Source organism: Pseudomonas sp. S3E17 (assembly GCF_024168685.1).
Lineage (GTDB): Bacteria > Pseudomonadota > Gammaproteobacteria > Pseudomonadales > Pseudomonadaceae > Aquipseudomonas > Aquipseudomonas marginalis.
The window spans coordinates 3327393-3342453 of the sequence record NZ_JALJWE010000001.1 but is presented as its reverse complement, the minus strand read 5'-3'; the positions used below and the strand labels follow the sequence as shown (position 1 = coordinate 3342453).

At 61.8% G+C, this 15061-nt stretch carries 16 protein-coding genes; 4 read left to right on the top strand and 12 right to left on the bottom strand.

From position 1 onward, the window contains the following. Positions 1-46: 46 nt before the first annotated feature. The 5 genes from J3D60_RS14900 to arcD (J3D60_RS14880) all read right to left on the bottom strand — a co-directional run bounded on the left by J3D60_RS14900 (position 47) and on the right by arcD (J3D60_RS14880) (position 5237). A complete protein-coding gene (locus J3D60_RS14900; protein ID WP_027605557.1) occupies positions 47-409 on the bottom strand; it encodes a DUF5064 family protein in 363 nt (120 codons plus the stop codon). Positions 410-427: 18 nt separating this feature from the next. Continuing rightward, the gene (gene arcC / locus J3D60_RS14895; protein WP_065925908.1) at positions 428-1357 is read right to left on the bottom strand and encodes a carbamate kinase; all 930 of its coding nucleotides are present in this window, start codon (positions 1355-1357) and stop codon (positions 428-430) included. A 148-nt stretch (positions 1358-1505) separates the two neighbouring features. Further along, on the bottom strand, positions 1506-2516 hold the full coding sequence (locus tag J3D60_RS14890) for an ornithine carbamoyltransferase (protein ID WP_015885593.1): 1011 nt from the start codon (positions 2514-2516) through the stop codon (positions 1506-1508). Between the two features lie 12 nt (positions 2517-2528). Beyond that, the gene (gene arcA, locus J3D60_RS14885; RefSeq protein ID WP_027605560.1) at positions 2529-3785 is read right to left on the bottom strand and encodes an arginine deiminase; all 1257 of its coding nucleotides are present in this window, start codon (positions 3783-3785) and stop codon (positions 2529-2531) included. Positions 3786-3809: 24 nt separating this feature from the next. Beyond that, on the bottom strand, positions 3810-5237 hold the full coding sequence (gene arcD, locus J3D60_RS14880; RefSeq protein WP_253491856.1) for an arginine-ornithine antiporter: 1428 nt from the start codon (positions 5235-5237) through the stop codon (positions 3810-3812). Positions 5238-5679: 442 nt separating this feature from the next. Between arcD (J3D60_RS14880) and arcD (J3D60_RS14875) the strand changes: the two genes are divergently transcribed. Beyond that, entirely contained in the window at positions 5680-7107 is a 1428-nt protein-coding gene (gene arcD, locus J3D60_RS14875) for an arginine-ornithine antiporter (protein WP_253491854.1), read from the top strand. Between the two features lie 30 nt (positions 7108-7137). Here arcD (J3D60_RS14875) and J3D60_RS14870 read toward each other — a convergent pair whose 3' ends face one another. From J3D60_RS14870 to J3D60_RS14840, 7 genes are all read right to left on the bottom strand, one after another. Then, the gene (locus J3D60_RS14870) at positions 7138-8487 is read right to left on the bottom strand and encodes a CoA transferase (protein WP_253491853.1); all 1350 of its coding nucleotides are present in this window, start codon (positions 8485-8487) and stop codon (positions 7138-7140) included. Positions 8488-8527: 40 nt separating this feature from the next. Then, positions 8528-9871 (bottom strand): HAMP domain-containing sensor histidine kinase, encoded by a 1344-nt coding sequence (locus J3D60_RS14865; RefSeq protein ID WP_065939151.1) that lies wholly within the window; start codon positions 9869-9871, stop codon positions 8528-8530. A 68-nt stretch (positions 9872-9939) separates the two neighbouring features. Beyond that, positions 9940-10404 (bottom strand): LTXXQ domain protein, encoded by a 465-nt coding sequence (locus J3D60_RS14860; protein WP_027605565.1) that lies wholly within the window; start codon positions 10402-10404, stop codon positions 9940-9942. A gap of 143 nt (positions 10405-10547) precedes the next feature. Further along, positions 10548-11225, bottom strand: coding sequence for a response regulator transcription factor (locus tag J3D60_RS14855; RefSeq protein WP_027605566.1), 678 nt, complete (start codon positions 11223-11225; stop codon positions 10548-10550). Between the two features lie 7 nt (positions 11226-11232). Next, positions 11233-11640, bottom strand: coding sequence for a translation initiation factor 2 (locus J3D60_RS14850; protein ID WP_027605567.1), 408 nt, complete (start codon positions 11638-11640; stop codon positions 11233-11235). A gap of 106 nt (positions 11641-11746) precedes the next feature. Further along, a complete protein-coding gene (locus J3D60_RS14845; RefSeq protein ID WP_253491852.1) occupies positions 11747-12046 on the bottom strand; it encodes a YciI family protein in 300 nt (99 codons plus the stop codon). Position 12047: 1 nt separating this feature from the next. Next, complete coding sequence (locus tag J3D60_RS14840; protein ID WP_027605569.1) at positions 12048-12644, bottom strand: septation protein A; 597 nt, start codon at positions 12642-12644, stop codon at positions 12048-12050. Positions 12645-12731: 87 nt separating this feature from the next. On the opposite strand from J3D60_RS14840, the gene J3D60_RS14835 reads away from it, so the two are divergent. The 3 genes from J3D60_RS14835 (at position 12732) to J3D60_RS14825 (ending at position 15057) form a co-directional block, all read left to right on the top strand. After that, positions 12732-13595 carry a PHP domain-containing protein gene (locus J3D60_RS14835; protein WP_065939149.1) on the top strand — a complete coding sequence of 288 codons (864 nt, stop codon included), beginning with the start codon at positions 12732-12734 and terminating at the stop codon, positions 13593-13595. 13 nt (positions 13596-13608) lie between these two features. Continuing rightward, positions 13609-14238, top strand: a complete 630-nt coding sequence (locus J3D60_RS14830) for an L-threonylcarbamoyladenylate synthase (RefSeq protein WP_027605571.1) — start codon at positions 13609-13611, stop codon at positions 14236-14238. A 120-nt stretch (positions 14239-14358) separates the two neighbouring features. Further along, a complete protein-coding gene (locus J3D60_RS14825; RefSeq protein WP_169898658.1) occupies positions 14359-15057 on the top strand; it encodes a ScpA family protein in 699 nt (232 codons plus the stop codon). Positions 15058-15061: the final 4 nt, after the last annotated feature.

Here is a 15061-nt window from a genome sequence, read left to right as displayed (position 1 = left end):
AGCGGGCTTGCTCCCACATTTGAGTGTTGGTGTCGGGGGCGTCGGGTTATTCCAGGTGTTCAGGTTTGATCGGGTCCCCGGATTTCACATCCAGTTGATGCCGCACATCCTCGAACATCAGGTCGTACTGTTTGTGCATCGAGCCATTCAACACCGCAATCTTCGGCATCCCATACTTCTGCGCGATGTTCATCGCATGCCGGGCAAAGTCGAATGCCTGGTCCTTGGGCAAGAAGAACTCTTCCTTGAGGTCCTTGCCCTGCACCGAGCCGTGCAGCTTGAACAGCATGCCCTTGCCTTCCTTTGGGTCCTGGCTGACTTCGTAGTCGATACACAGGTTGTAGCTGTAGTCGTCCTTGTTCAGCGCGTGACGTTCGACGTGCAGGTGACCGGGTTCAAAGGTGGCCATAGGCGTATCTCCTCTACTTCACAGATAGGTGATGCCAGGTGTCGCCGTGCTGATGCGTGTGCCGGCGCTGCCCTGGACGATGGCTTCGATGTCGGAGAGTGAACCGATCACCGCGGTTTTGCCAGTCTGGCGAGCGAACTCGCAGGCGGCTTGCACCTTGGGGCCCATGGAACCGGCGGCGAAGCCGAGTTTTTCCATGTCGTCGGGGTGGGCCTGGCCGATGGCTTTCTGGGTCGGCTTGCCGAAGTCGATAAAAGCGGCGTTGACGTCGGTGGCGATCACCAGCAAATCGGCGTCCAGTTGCGTGGCCAGCAACGAGGAGCACAGGTCTTTGTCGATCACGGCTTCGATGCCCTTGAGCTTGCCGTCTTCACCGTACAGGGTCGGGATACCGCCACCACCGGCGCAGATCACGATGGCGCTTTTTTCCAGCAGCCACTTGATCGGGCGAATCTCGAAGATGCGTTTGGGCCGTGGGCTGGCCACGACGCGGCGATATTTATCGCCATCCGGGGCGATGGCCCAGCCTTTCTCGGCGGCGAGTTTTTCCGCTTCGGCCTTGGAGTACACCGGGCCGATGGGCTTGGTCGGGTTCTGGAAGGCCGGGTCCTTGGCGTCCACTTCCACCTGGGTGAGCAGGGTGGCGAACGGCACTTCGAAGTCCAGCAGGTTGCCCAGTTCCTGTTCGATGATGTAGCCGATCATGCCTTCGGTCTCGGCACCGAGCACGTCCAGCGGGTACGGCGAAACGCTGGTGTAGGCCGCCGCCTGCAACGACAGCAGGCCGACCTGCGGGCCATTGCCGTGGGCGATGACCAGTTCGTTGCCGGCATGGATCTTGGCGATCTGTTCGGTGGCAATGCGGATATTGGCGCGTTGGTTGTCTGCGGTCATGGGTTCACCACGGCGCAGGAGGGCGTTGCCGCCCAGGGCTACGACGATGCGCATAATGCAATCCTTCTAGAGCTCGTAATCCTTTGTAGGAGCGAGCTTGCTCGCGAAGGAGGTCAACGATAACGCGCTCATCTTGAATGAACGCGGTGCCCTTGAATTTTTCGCGAGCAAGCTCGCTCCTACAGTGGGATCGCAGCAGGGTTTAGATATCCGCGAGTGCCGACACCAGGATCGCCTTGATGGTGTGCATGCGGTTTTCCGCCTGCTCAAAGGCGATGTTGGCCGGCGACTCGAAGACTTCCTCGGTCACTTCAACACCATTGGCCAGGTTCGGATAACGCGCGGCGATGTCCTTGCCGACCTTGGTTTCGCTGTTGTGGAACGCCGGCAGGCAGTGCATGAATTTCACCCGAGGGTTGCCCGAGGCTTTCATCATCTTGGCGTTGACCTGGTACGGCAGCAGTTGCTCGATGCGTTCGTCCCACGCTTCCACCGGCTCACCCATGGACACCCAGATATCGGTGTGGATGAAGTCCACGCCCTTGACCGCTTCTTTCGGGTCTTCGGTGATGGTAATGCGCGCGCCGCTTTCCTCGGCGAAGGCCTGGCACTGTTTGATGAAGTCTTCATGGGGCCACAGGGCTTTCGGCGCACCGATGCGCACGTCCATGCCGAGCTTGGCGCCGATCATCAGCAGCGAGTTACCCATGTTGTAGCGCGCGTCGCCCAGGTAGGCGTAGCTGATGTCATGCAGCGGCTTGTCGCTGTGTTCGCGCATGGTCAGGGTGTCGGCGATCATTTGGGTCGGGTGGAACTCGGCGGTGAGGCCGTTGAACACCGGCACCCCGGCGAACTTGGCCAGCTCTTCGACGATTTCCTGCTCGAAGCCACGGTATTCAATGGCGTCGAACATGCGACCGAGTACGCGGGCGGTGTCTTTCATGCTTTCTTTGTGGCCGATCTGCGACGACACCGGGTCGATATAGGTGACGTGGGCACCCTGGTCGTGGGCCGCCACTTCGAAGGCGCAACGGGTGCGGGTCGAGGTTTTTTCGAAGATCAGCGCGATGTTCTTGCCTTGCAGGTGCGGACGCTCGGTGCCGGTGTATTTGGCGCGCTTGAGGTCGCGGGACAGGTCCAGCAGGTAATTCAGTTCGCGGGTGGTGTGGTGCATCAGCGACAGTAGGCTGCGGTTGCGCATATTGAAAGCCATGATGGAATCTCCTTAATAGTCGATAGGGTCGCGGATGATCGGGCAGGTCATGCAGTGGCCGCCGCCACGGCCACGGCCAAGTTCACCGGCGCTGATGGTGATGACTTCCACGCCGGCCTTGCGCAGCAGGGTGTTGGTGTAGGTGTTGCGGTCGTAGCCGATCACTACGCCAGGCTCCACGGCCACCACGTTGTTGCCGTCGTCCCACTGCTCGCGTTCGGCGGCGAAGCTGTTGCCGCCGGTCTCGACCACGCGCAGGGCCTTGAGGTTGAGCGCTGCGGCCACGGTCTCGAGGAAGTTGGTTTTCTCCCGCTGGATGTCGATGCCGTGGGGTTTGCTTTCGTCAGGGCGCAGGGTGAAGGGCACGATCTGGTTGACCACTTCGGGGAAGATGGTCACCAGGTCGCGGTCGCAGAAGCTGAACACGGTGTCCAGGTGCATCGCCGCGCGGGATTTCGGCAGGCCGGCAACGATCACCCGTTCCACCGCTTTGTTCTTGAACAGGTTGCGCGCCAGTTGGCCGATGGCCTGGTGGGACGAACGCTCGCCCATGCCGATCAACACCACGCCATTGCCAATCGGCATGACGTCGCCGCCTTCCAGCGTGGCGGCACCGTGTTCCTGGTCGGGGTCGCCGTACCAGATCTGGAAGTCTGCGTTGGTGAATTCGGGGTGGAATTTGTAGATGGCGCTCGCCAGCAGGGTTTCCTGGCGTCGCGCCGGCCAGTACATCGGGTTGAGCGTCACGCCGCCGTAGATCCAGCAGGTGGTGTCGCGGGTGAACTGGGTGTTGGGCAGCGGCGGCAGGATAAAACTGGCGTGGCCGAGGAAGTCGCGGAACATCTCGATGGTCTTGCCACCGAAGCTGCTCGGCAGGTCATCGGCCGACACGCCACCGATCAGGAACTCGGCGATCTTGCGCGGCTCCAGGCTGCGCAGCCAGGAGCTGACTTCCTCGACCAGGCCCAGGCCCACGGTGTTGGAGGTGATCTTGCGTTCCAGGATCCAGTCCAGGGCTTCGGGGTTGGCAACGATATCGGTCAGCAGGTTGTGCATTTCCAGCACATCGATGTCCCGTTCGCGCATCTTGGTCACGAAGTCGAAATGGTCGCGCTTGGCCTGGGCTACCCAGAGCACGTCATCGAACAGCAGTTCATCGCAGTTGTTAGGGGTCAGCCGCTGGTGGGCCAAGCCTGGGGAGCACACCATGACTTTGCGCAGTTTGCCGGCTTCGGAATGTACGCCGTACTTCACTTTTTCCGTGGTCATTACAGATCCTCCAGTGAACATCAGTTACAGAGTCAGGAAGCCGTCGTAGAGGCCATAGGCAGCCACCAGGGCGCCAATGACGACTGCGGCGAAAATCAGCTTCTCGACGTTGGTGAAAATCGGTTTGCCCAGTTCATGCTTGGCCTTGGCGAACAGGATCGCGCCGGGGGCATAGAGCAGGGCGGACAACAGCAGGTATTTGACGCCGCCGGCGTAGAGCAGCCAGACCGCGTAGATCAGTGCGATCGCGCCGATAAACAGGTCTTTCCTGCGCTCCTTGAGGGCATTTTCGTAGGTTTCGCCGCGTACCGCCAGCAGCAGCGCGTAGGCCGCCGACCACAGGTACGGCACCAGGATCATCGAGGTGGCGAGGTAGATCAGCGACAGGTAGGTACTGGCGGAAAACAGCGTGATCACCAGGAATATCTGGACCATGGCGTTGGTCAGCCACAGGGCGTTGGCCGGCACATGGTTGGCGTTTTCCTTGCGCAGGAACTCCGGCATGGTGTGGTCCTTGGCGGCGGCGAACATGATCTCCGCACACAGCAGCACCCACGACAGCAGCGCACCCAGCAACGAGATGATCAAGCCGACGCTGATCAGCACCGCACCCCAGTGGCCCACCACATGCTCCAGCACGGCGGCCATCGACGGGTTCTGCAGCTTGGCCAGCTCCGGTTGGGTCATGATGCCCAGGGACAGCACGTTCACCAGCATCAGGAACAGCAGCACGGTGATAAAGCCGATCACGGTGGCCTTGCCGACGTCGGAGCGTTTTTCTGCACGGGAGGAGAAGATGCTTGCGCCTTCGATACCGATGAACACCCACACGGTGACCAGCATCATGTTGCGCACCTGGTTCATCACGCTGCCCAGGTCCGGGTTTTTCACGCCCCAGATGTCAGCGGTGAAGATGTCCAGCTTGAAGGCGAACAGGGCGATCAACACGAACAGCACCAGCGGCACCACCTTGGCGACCGTGGTCACGAGGTTGATGAACGCCGCCTCCTTGATCCCGCGCAGTACCAGAAAGTGCACGGCCCAGAGCAAAACCGACGCGCCAATCACCGCCGCGGGTGTATTGCCTTCGCCGAAGATCGGGAAGAAGTAACCGAGGGTGCTGAACAGGAGGACGAAGTAACCGACGTTGCCCAGCCAGGCGCTGATCCAGTAACCCCAGGCCGACGAAAAGCCCATGTAGTCACCGAAGCCGGCCTTGGCGTAGGCGTAGACGCCGCCGTCCAGGTCAGGTTTGCGGTTGGCCAGGGTCTGGAAGACAAATGCCAGGGTCAGCATGCCCACGGCGGTAATTACCCAGCCGATCAATACCGCGCCAACATCGGCACTGGCGGCCATGTTTTGCGGCAGAGAGAAGATCCCGCCGCCAATCATTGAGCCGACGACAAGTGCAACCAGTGCGCCCAATCGAAGTTTTCCGGGAGATTCAGACATCGCATAACTCCAATGCAGGAGAAGAGAGACCACAGAATAATTCCGTGCGCTAATCAAACAGCTGACTCAGATCACTTCATTGGCACATTCCATTGTGAATTAATGACTTAGATTGGGAAATCGTGGGCAATAGTTTTCCGCGCAAAGGCGCTTTCCAGAGCGATCTCTGCGGTTTGGTCAATCATTTAGTGCTGCGTATGGACGTTTGAAACTAGCCCGTTTTCCCGAATGTGCAAACTTTTCGCAACGGCGACAATAAATAGCTTGGAAGCGACAAAGTATTCGGCGTATTTAAAATCTAAATAAGCCTAAACTATAAAAACTGTCATGCCGTTGAGTTATGAGCGTGGCGGTTTTATCGCTGTCTTTAATAAACGCTACACTCGCTGAGTTAATTAGTTGAGTGCACGGTTGTCAGCTCAAATCTTATTCAGGAGTCTGCATGTCTCAACCGACCCAGAAACTTCGGCTTGGCGCCCTGATTGCCCTGGTGGTGGGCTCGATGATCGGCGGGGGGATTTTCTCGTTGCCGCAGAACATGGCCGCGCGCGCGGAGGTGGGCGCGGTGTTGATCGGTTGGGCGATCACCGCCGTGGGCATGCTGACCCTGGCGTTTGTCTTCCAGACCCTGGCCAATCGCAAGCCGGAACTGGATTCCGGGGTGTACGCCTACGCCAAGGCGGGTTTCGGCGACTACATGGGTTTCTCATCGGCCTGGGGTTACTGGATCAGCGCGTGGATGGGCAACGTCGGTTATTTCGTGTTGCTGTTCAGCACCCTCGGCTATTTTTTCCCGGTATTCGGCCAAGGCAACACGCCGGTGGCCATCGGCTGCGCATCGTTGCTGCTGTGGGCCGTGCACTTCCTGGTGATGCGCGGGATCAAGGAAGCCGCGTTCATCAACCAGATCACCACCGTGGCCAAGCTGGTGCCGCTGCTGATGTTCGTGGTCATCGCTGCCGTGGCGTTCAAGGCCGATATCTTCACGGCTGACATCTGGGGCCTGGAAAAGCCGCAATTCGGCAGTGTGGTGGACCAGGTGCGCAATATGATGCTGGTCACGGTATTTGTGTTTATCGGCATCGAAGGCGCCAGCGTGTATTCGGCGCGGGCCGAGAAGCGCGCGGACGTGGGGCGGGCCACGGTGATCGGCTTTCTCGGCGTGCTGGCGCTGTTGGTGCTGGTGAATGTGTTGTCCCTGGGCATCATGAGCCAGGCGGAACTGGCCGGCCTGCAAAACCCGTCCCTGGCCGGTGTGCTCGAGCATATCGTCGGGCCCTGGGGCGCGTTGCTGATCAGTATCGGCCTGGCCGTGTCGCTGCTGGGTGCCTTGTTGTCCTGGGCGCTGCTGTGTGCCGAGATCCTCTATGCCACCGCCCATGACAAGACCATGCCGGCCTTCCTGAAAAAGGAAAATGCCAACCAGGTGCCGGTCAACGCCTTGTGGCTGACCAATGGGATGATCCAGGTCTTCCTGGTGATCACGCTGTTTTCCCACAGCACCTACACCACCCTGATCTACCTGGCGTCGTCGATGATCCTCGTGCCTTACCTGTGGTCGGCGGCTTACGCGGTGTTGCTGAGCGGGCGCGGTGAAACCTATGAAGGTGCCCACCGCCATCGCATCAAGGACCTGCTGGTGGGGTTGATCGCCCTGGGTTACGCCGTATGGTTGCTCTACGCCGGGGGCCTTAAATACCTGCTGCTGTCGGCGCTGCTGTATGCACCGGGCGTGATCCTGTTCGCCCTCGCCAAGCGCGAACAGGGCCATCCGTTGTTTACCCACGTTGAGAAGGGCATTTTCAGTTGCGTGATCGCCGGCGCGGGGCTGGCGGCGTATGGGTTGTACAGCGGGGTGTTGTCGTTGTGATGGGGCTTGCTGCCGCTAGCGGCCGTCAAGTCACCATTGAGGCCGGTGGGAGCCCAATTCTCCCGCCGGCAAATCCCATTGCAATGGCGTACCGCTGATAGTCAGCGGGGGCAGCAGCCGATGGGCCTGGCCCCAGGCGGTCTGTTCGACGACCAGGCCTTGATCCCCTGGTTCTTCCTCGCGCAACGCCGGTTGCTCGGGCACTTGGCCTGCTTGCACCAGTAACGTTGCGGTGCGTGCCAACGACAACCGCGCCGAACCACCGCGCTCCGACTGCAACCGTTCGCTCAGCGCCTGAATCGCACTGGCCGCCATCAGATACCCGGTCGCGTGATCCAGCGCTTGCAACGGCAGTGGCAGCGGTTTATCCGCGTGTTTCCAGAGCATGCCGGCCTCGGCGATCCCGCTGCTCATCTGCACCAGGCTGTCGAAGCCCCGGCGATTACGCCATGGGCCGCTCCAGCCGTAGGCGTTGAGGCTGACATCGATCAGGCCGGGGGCGAGGTGTTGCAGTTCGGGGGCGGTGTAGCCCAGATGCTCCAGGGCGTCAGCGCGGTAACCGTGGAACAGGATGTCGGCGTCCCTGAGCAAACGCTCGAAAACCCGCCGGCCTTCGGGCGTTTTCAGGTCCAGGCGCGCGCAGCGTTTGCCCAGGGTCATTTCCGGGACTACGCCGGGTTCGTTCCAGGTGGGTGAGTCGATGCGCAGGACATCCGCGCCGAGGCCGGCAAGGAAACGACTGGCCACCGGGCCGGCCAATACGCGGGTCAGGTCCAGCACCTTGAGGCCGGCCAGCGGGCGTGCCAGCGAGCCGTGCCAGGGTTTGTCGGTCGTGGTTTCGAAGGTCTGGCGTTGGACCAGCGCCTCGGCGTTCACCGCCAACCCCTGCGGGTGTTGCTGCCAGGCTTGCCACGCACGCATCTGCGCGGCGCAGCCACCTTGGTCGACAATCGCCTGTTCCAGTTCTGCCGCGTTCCACCCCGCGACCTTGCCGGCCATCCCGGCGCGGTCGGCGACCTTGCCCAGCACCCGTTCGGCGGCGGCACGGTGATGAGGCGCGTTGGTGTGCAGGCGAATCCAGCCATCGGCGCTGGCGTAATCGCCGGCCACCGGATCCCACAACGGCGGCACTTGCCAGCCCAGCGGGCGGATCGAGGACGAGAACCAGAAAGAGGCGAGGCGTCGGTCCACGGTCACGTCGGGCAGGCGCCCGGTCTGTTGCCGGATCAACTGAGCGACGGCCTGCCCGGCGGCGCCGATGCTGGCACTGGCCAGTTCGGTGACGGCGAAGGTCGAGGGCAGGGCGCCAGCCTCGGTGAAGGTCAGCGGGGTGTGGGGTAGATCGAGTGCGGCTTGGATGGGAGTCAGCAGGTCAGTCATCAAAGGCCCTCCGTAAGAGAAGGGCCACTATAGAAGATCATCACACCGGCGTGACAACTCCTGGTTCCAACGGCAGGTCGATGCTGGCGATAAAACCACCGGCTGGGTGATTGGCCAGGATCAGGCTGCCACCGTGGCGTTCGGCCGCGCGTCGCGCGATCGCCAGGCCCAGGCCGTGGCCTTGGGCGGTCTGGCCGGGAGCGCGGTAGAACGGTTCACCGAGTTGGCTCAGGTGTTCGGCGTCCACACCGGGGCCATGGTCGCGCACGCTGATCAGGATACGTTCGCCCTGGCGCTGTGCGTGCAATTCAATGGGTTGTCCCGGCGGGTTGAAGCGCTGGGCATTGCGCAGCAGGTTATCCACAGCCCGTTCGATCATGGTCGGCCAGCCCTTCAGTTGCAGGTCGGCATCGGTGCTCAGTTGCACCACCTGGTCCGGCGCGCTGAGTTGGGCATCCTTTTGCAGGGTTTTGAGCAGGGTGATGAGGTCGACGTCTTCGGCGCTTGCATTGTCGGCATCGACGCGGGCCAGCACCAGGATCTCGCTGATCAGCGCTTCCAGGCGATCGCATTCGCGGGTCAGGCGTGGCCAGAGTTTTTCCCGTTCTTCGGGGCTGGCGCGTTCGGCCAGGGCCAGGGCAATGCGCAGGCGCGCGAGGGGCGAGCGCAGCTCATGGGACACATCGCGCAGCAGCTGGCGTTGACTGCCGATCAGGCTTTGCAGGCGTGCGCCCATGCGGTTGAAGTCGGTGGCGAGTACGCCGAACTCATCGCGGCGGTTGGCCAGTTGCGCCAGGCTGTTCTGCTGGTAGGTGGCCTGGCCGAGGTCATGCACCGCGCCGCGCAGGCGGCTCAGTGGGCGGGTGATGGACAAGGTGACGAACAGGCTGAACAAGGTCAGCACCACCAGGGCAATCGTCAGTGCGCTCAAGGGCCATGTCAGGCTGCTGCGGTGCCACTCGTCCAGCTCCGGGTGCGGGATGCGGTAGATCAACAGGTAGGTATCGCCGGTCTTCTCGCTGGTGTACTCGGCGGTCAGGCGTCGCCAGGGCAGATGGCCTTCCTTGCTATCGTTCTGGCGGGCTTCAAAGGCGGCGGCGCGGCGCGGGAAGGTGCCGCGCACCACCGGCTCGCCGCTTTCGTTGAGCACTTGCACGTCGATGTGGTACTGGCGCTTGCGCTGTTGCAGCAGGTCCTGGGCGGCATCCTCGCCCTGGGCCTCGTAGAGTTGGGTCCACTCTTGCGCGAGGTTATTGAGGCCGGGGTGGCGGCTGAGAATCCAGGCATCCTGGTTAAGCATGTGCCCAAGCAGGATCGACAACCCGGCAACCAGGGCGATGGCCAGCCAGAAACTGGCCAGGATGCGCCAGAACAATGAACGCACAGGAAACCCTCAAACAGGAAAAGCCCAGTGGCGGTGGCCACTGGGCTGGGAGTGTTAACGCGGGTGCATTATTGCGCTTTTTGCGGCTGTTGCGCTTTCCAGGCCTGGAATTCCTTCCATTCGGCACGGCGCTGTTCTTGCTTCTTGACGATCTCGTCGAACTTCTTCTGCTGGTCAGGCTTGAGCACGGCACGGATATCGGCCTGGGTCTTCTGCTTGCCGGCGGCGATTTCATCCTGCATGGCTTTCTGGTCGGCGGCCGGGAGTTTGTCCAGGTACTTTTTGACCAGGTCTTTGCGAGCGTGCCATTGGTCGCCCATCAGCTTGCCGATCTGCTCGCGCTGTTCGCGGCTCAGGTCCAGTTGGCTGAAGGGGCCGCCTTTGCCGCGCGGACCGTGTTCACCGCCGTGGCCCGGGCCACCCATCATGTGCCCTTCAGGGCCGCCCATCGGGCCTGGACCTTCTGGCAGTGCGGCCATGGCAACGGTCGGCAGGGCGGCGGCGAACATCAAAGCGATAAGGGTCTTGCGCATGGTGATTCTCCTGTCTCTATTCCGGTGAGTCCGGATGTGAGTAGATTACGGAGATCAAGGTCAGCGGCGGTCAGGTGTGGGTAAAGCTTGGGTAAAGAGGGTTTTGTTGTGAACTGACAAAACCCTGCAGGCGCGAGGGGGGCCTAGAGGCTGTAGTAGTAGCCCCGGCTGCGCAACGCCACGATTCGTGGCCGGCCATCCGGGTGCGGGCCGATCTTCTTGCGCAGGTTGCTGACGTGCATGTCCAGGCTGCGATCGTAAAGGGTCAGCTTGCGGCCCAGGGCGATCTGCGCCAGTTCCTGCTTGTCCAGCGGTTCGCCGGGCTGGCGCAATAAAGCTTCCAGCAGGCGGCTTTCGGAGACGGTGAGGGTGAATTCCTGCTCATCGATGCTGACCACGCCGCGCACCGGGCTGAAGCACAGGTCGCCCAGTTCCAGTTGGCTGGAGACGGCGGCCGGGTGGCTGCGGCGCAATACCGCGCGCAGGCGCGCGGTAAGTTCGCGCGGGTCGCACGGCTTGGCCAGGTAGTCGTCGGCGCCCAATTCCAGGCCGAGGATGCGGTCCAGGGGTTCGCCCCGCGCCGAAAGCATCAGCACCGGCAGCTCCGGATGGTCGTTGCGCAATTGCTTGAGTAGCTCCAGGCCGCTGCCGTCGGGCAGCATCACGTCGAGCACCACCGCTGCCGGGGCGCTGTCGGCCAAGGCCTTGCGCGCGCTCAAGCCGTCGTGGCAGGCGCGCACCTGGAAACCTTCCTGGCTCAGCCAACTGCTCAGCAGCTCGCAGAGCTCCTGGTCATCATCTATCAGTAACAGCTCGCTCATGACTCACTCAATTTAGCCATTGTCGACGGCGACGGTGCCCACCGCTGGCGAAGATCCCGCACAGCAGGGCGATCAGTGCGACGGCCCCACCGGTGACGAACCATTGCTGCTGCTCGGTCAGCCAGCGGGTCAATGCGCCGCCCTGTGCATCTTTGAGTTGCTGGGCCAGGCGTTGGTTCTCCTGGCGAAGGCGACTCAATTGAGCGCTTTCGCGGGTGGCATCCGCGCTTTGCAGTTGCTTGCTCAGTTCTTCACGCTGCCGCTCGCTTTCTTTCAAACGTTGCTGCAACTCGGTGATCTGGGCGCCGGCGCTCAAGGACAGGGGCGTGGAACTGCCGGTGCTCGAGGTTTCTTCAGCGTGGGCCGTAGCCCCGATCATTAACACTGCCAACAGACACAACTGACGTAAGCGCATCGGAACTCCTGATTCCACACGAATATTCAGAACGTTGTCGGCAGGTTGCCGAGAATAATGAGCAATTAGGCGTGCGCCGCCCTCAATAGGTTCGGCGCCACCAGGATCAGGGCAGGACTTGCTTGAAGGGTTTGATCACTACGTCGGCGTAGACACCTGCGGCGACATAGGGATCGGCCTTGGCCCAAGCCTGGGCATCGGCCAGCGAGGCGAACTCAGCGACGATCAGGCTACCGGTAAAACCGGCGTCGCCCGGGTCGTTGCTGTCCACGGCGGGGTGCGGGCCGGCCAGCACGATGCGGCCTTCGGCTTGAAGGACTTTCAGGCGCTCGACGTGGGCCGGGCGCACGGACAGGCGTTTTTCCAGCGAGTTGGCGATGTCGGTGGCAATGATGGCGTAGAGCATGTCAGTCCTCGGTTTTCGGCGTGGTAGGCTCGGTGTCATGCAGGTGGCGCGACAGGTAGATGCCCTGGGCGACCAGGAACAGCACGGTCATGCCCAGGCTGCCGAACACTTTGAAGTCGACCCAGTAGTCCTGGAAGGTAAACGCCACGAACAGGTTGGCGGCGCCGCAGAAGATGAAAAACGCGATCCAGGCCAGGTTCAAGCGTGTCCACACCGGTTCCGGCAGGGTCAGTGCGTGGCCCATGATCCGCTTGATCAGCAGGCGATCACCGATGAAGTGGCTGCCGATGAACGCCAGGGCGAACAGCCAGTTCACCACCGGCGCTTTCCATTTCAGGAAGGTTTCGCTGTGGAAGGCCAGGGTCAGGCTGCCGAAGACCAGGCAGGCGACCAGGGTCAGCCACTGGCTTTTTTCCAGTTTGCGCTGGGAAATGAAGATGGCGCCGTAGACCACCACAGAGCTGATGATGAGCACGGCGGTGGCACTGTAGATGCCGCCGACAGTCAGCTCATGGCCGGCCAGGTCGATGACCCTGGGGTCGAGTTTGTAAACGATGAAAAACAGCAACAGCGGGATGAAGTCGATGAATTGTTTCACAGTAAGAGCCAGAAGCTGGATGTGGCGGCATAATAACAAACATCCTTGGTTGCGATAGCGCCAGCTGACTTGAGGTTACACCCCCCCGTGAATGTTGATTTGCACTGCCACAGCACGGCCTCCGACGGCGCCCTGGCGCCTGCGGTACTGGTTGCGCGTGCGTTTGAAAAAGGCGTGCGAGTCCTCTCGTTGACCGACCACGACACCCTTGAAGGCCTCGACGAAGCCCGTACAACCGCCCATGCCCTGGGCATGCAGCTGGTCAACGGGGTGGAATTGTCCTGCACCTGGGGCGGCGCCACCATTCATGTGCTCGGCTACGGTTTCGATCAAAAAGCTGCGCCGCTGGTGGAGGCTATCGCGCAATTGCACGATGGCCGCTGGCTGCGGTCCGAAGAAATAAGCCGAAAACTCGGCCTTAAAGGCATGCCCAACGCCCTCGACGGCGCCCGCGCCATCCAGCAGGAACTGGGTGACAGCGGCAACGCACCGGCCCGTCCGCACTTTGCCGACTGGATGGTGCGTGAGGGTTTTGTCAAAGACCGCGCCGAAGCCTTTCGCAAATGGCTGGGCGCCGGCAAGTTGGGCGATGTGAAGCAACATTGGCCGACCCTCGAAGACACCGTCGAGACCCTGCGGGCCTCCGGGGCCTGGGTCAGCCTGGCCCATCCCTGGCATTACGATTTCACCCGCAGCAAGCGTCGCAAGCTGATTGGCGACTATATTGGAGCGGGTGGTCACGCGATTGAAGTGGTCAACGGCTTTCAACCCGCCGAACAGGTGGGCAGCCTGGCGATCCTTGCTCGCGAATTTGGTCTGCTGGTCAGCGCCGGCAGTGACTTTCATGGCCCTGGCGGCTGGTCCGAGATCGGCGAGTACCGCGCGGTCCCGGAAGATTTGCCGCTGTTGTGGGGGAGATTCAAGCATGACCCCATTATTGCCACCGTCTGAACAGGTAGAACCCGTGAGTCAATTCTTCCAGATTCATCCGGAAAACCCCCAGGCGCGCCTGATCAAGCAGGCCGTAGAGATCATTCGCGCCGGCGGTGTGGTGATCTACCCAACCGATTCGTCCTACGCCATCGGTTGCCAGATCGGTGACAAGGGCGCAGTCGAGCGTGTCAGACGCCTGCGCCAGCTGGATGACAAGCACAACTTTGCGTTGATCTGCAGCGACTTGTCCCAGCTGGGCCTGTTCGCCAAGGTCGACACCGGCACCTTCCGCCTGCTCAAGGCCCACACGCCAGGGCCCTACACTTTTATCCTCAACGCCACCCGCGAAGTGCCGCGCCTGCTGCTGCACCCGAAAAAACGCACCATCGGCCTGCGGGTGCCGGAGCATCCCATCGCCCTGGCGTTGCTGGCCGAGCTGGGTGAGCCGTTGATGAGTGTGTCGTTGATCATGCCCGGCGACACCGAGCCCCTGGAAGACCCATACGAAATGCGCCAATTGCTGGAAAAACAGGTCGACCTGATCATCGACGGCGGTTTCGGCGGCAACAAGGCCTCCACCGTGATCAACCTGGCCGACGGCGAACCTGAAGTGATCCGTGTCGGTTGCGGCGATCCTGCGCCCTTTATGGCCGAGGCCTGAATGTCAGCCGTGGAAACCGTCGACAGCCAGGCGGGCGCCCAGCAGGAGCTGCCGTTTGCCATGGTCTACGGCCAGGCGGTGCTGGAAATGCCGCTGGACCTGTACATTCCGCCGGACGCCCTGGAGGTCTTCCTTGAGGCTTTCGAGGGCCCGCTGGACTTGCTGCTGTACCTGATCCGCAAACAGAACATCAACATCCTCGACATCCCGGTGGCGGAAATCACCCGCCAGTACATGGGCTATGTCGAGTTGATGCAGTCGGTACGCCTGGAACTGGCTGCCGAGTACCTGGTGATGGCCGCCATGCTCGCCGAGATCAAGTCGCGCATGCTGTTGCCGCGGGCGGAGACGGTCGAGGCCGAAGAGGATGACCCGCGCGCCGAACTGATCCGCCGCCTGCAGGAATACGAGCGCTTCAAGGCCGCCGCCGAAGGTATCGACGGCCTGAGCCGCGTCGGTCGCGACGTGGTGGTACCCAAGCTCGACGCCCCCGAAGCCCGTGCACGCAAGCTGCTGCCGGACGTGAGCCTGGAAGAGTTGCTGATGTCCATGGCCGAGGTGCTGCGCCGTGGCGATATGTTCGAACACCACCAGGTCAGCCGCGAGGCCCTGTCCACCCGCGAGCGCATGAGCGATGTGCTCGAACGCCTCAAGGGCGGCGGGTTTGTGCCGTTTGTGGAGCTGTTCACGGCGGAGGAAGGGCGCCTGGGGGTGGTGGTGACCTTTATGGCGGTCCTCGAACTGGTCAAGGAGTCCTTGGTCGAGCTGGTCCAGAATGAGCCTTTTGCGGCTATCCACGTGCGGGCGCGAGCCGAATAAAGAG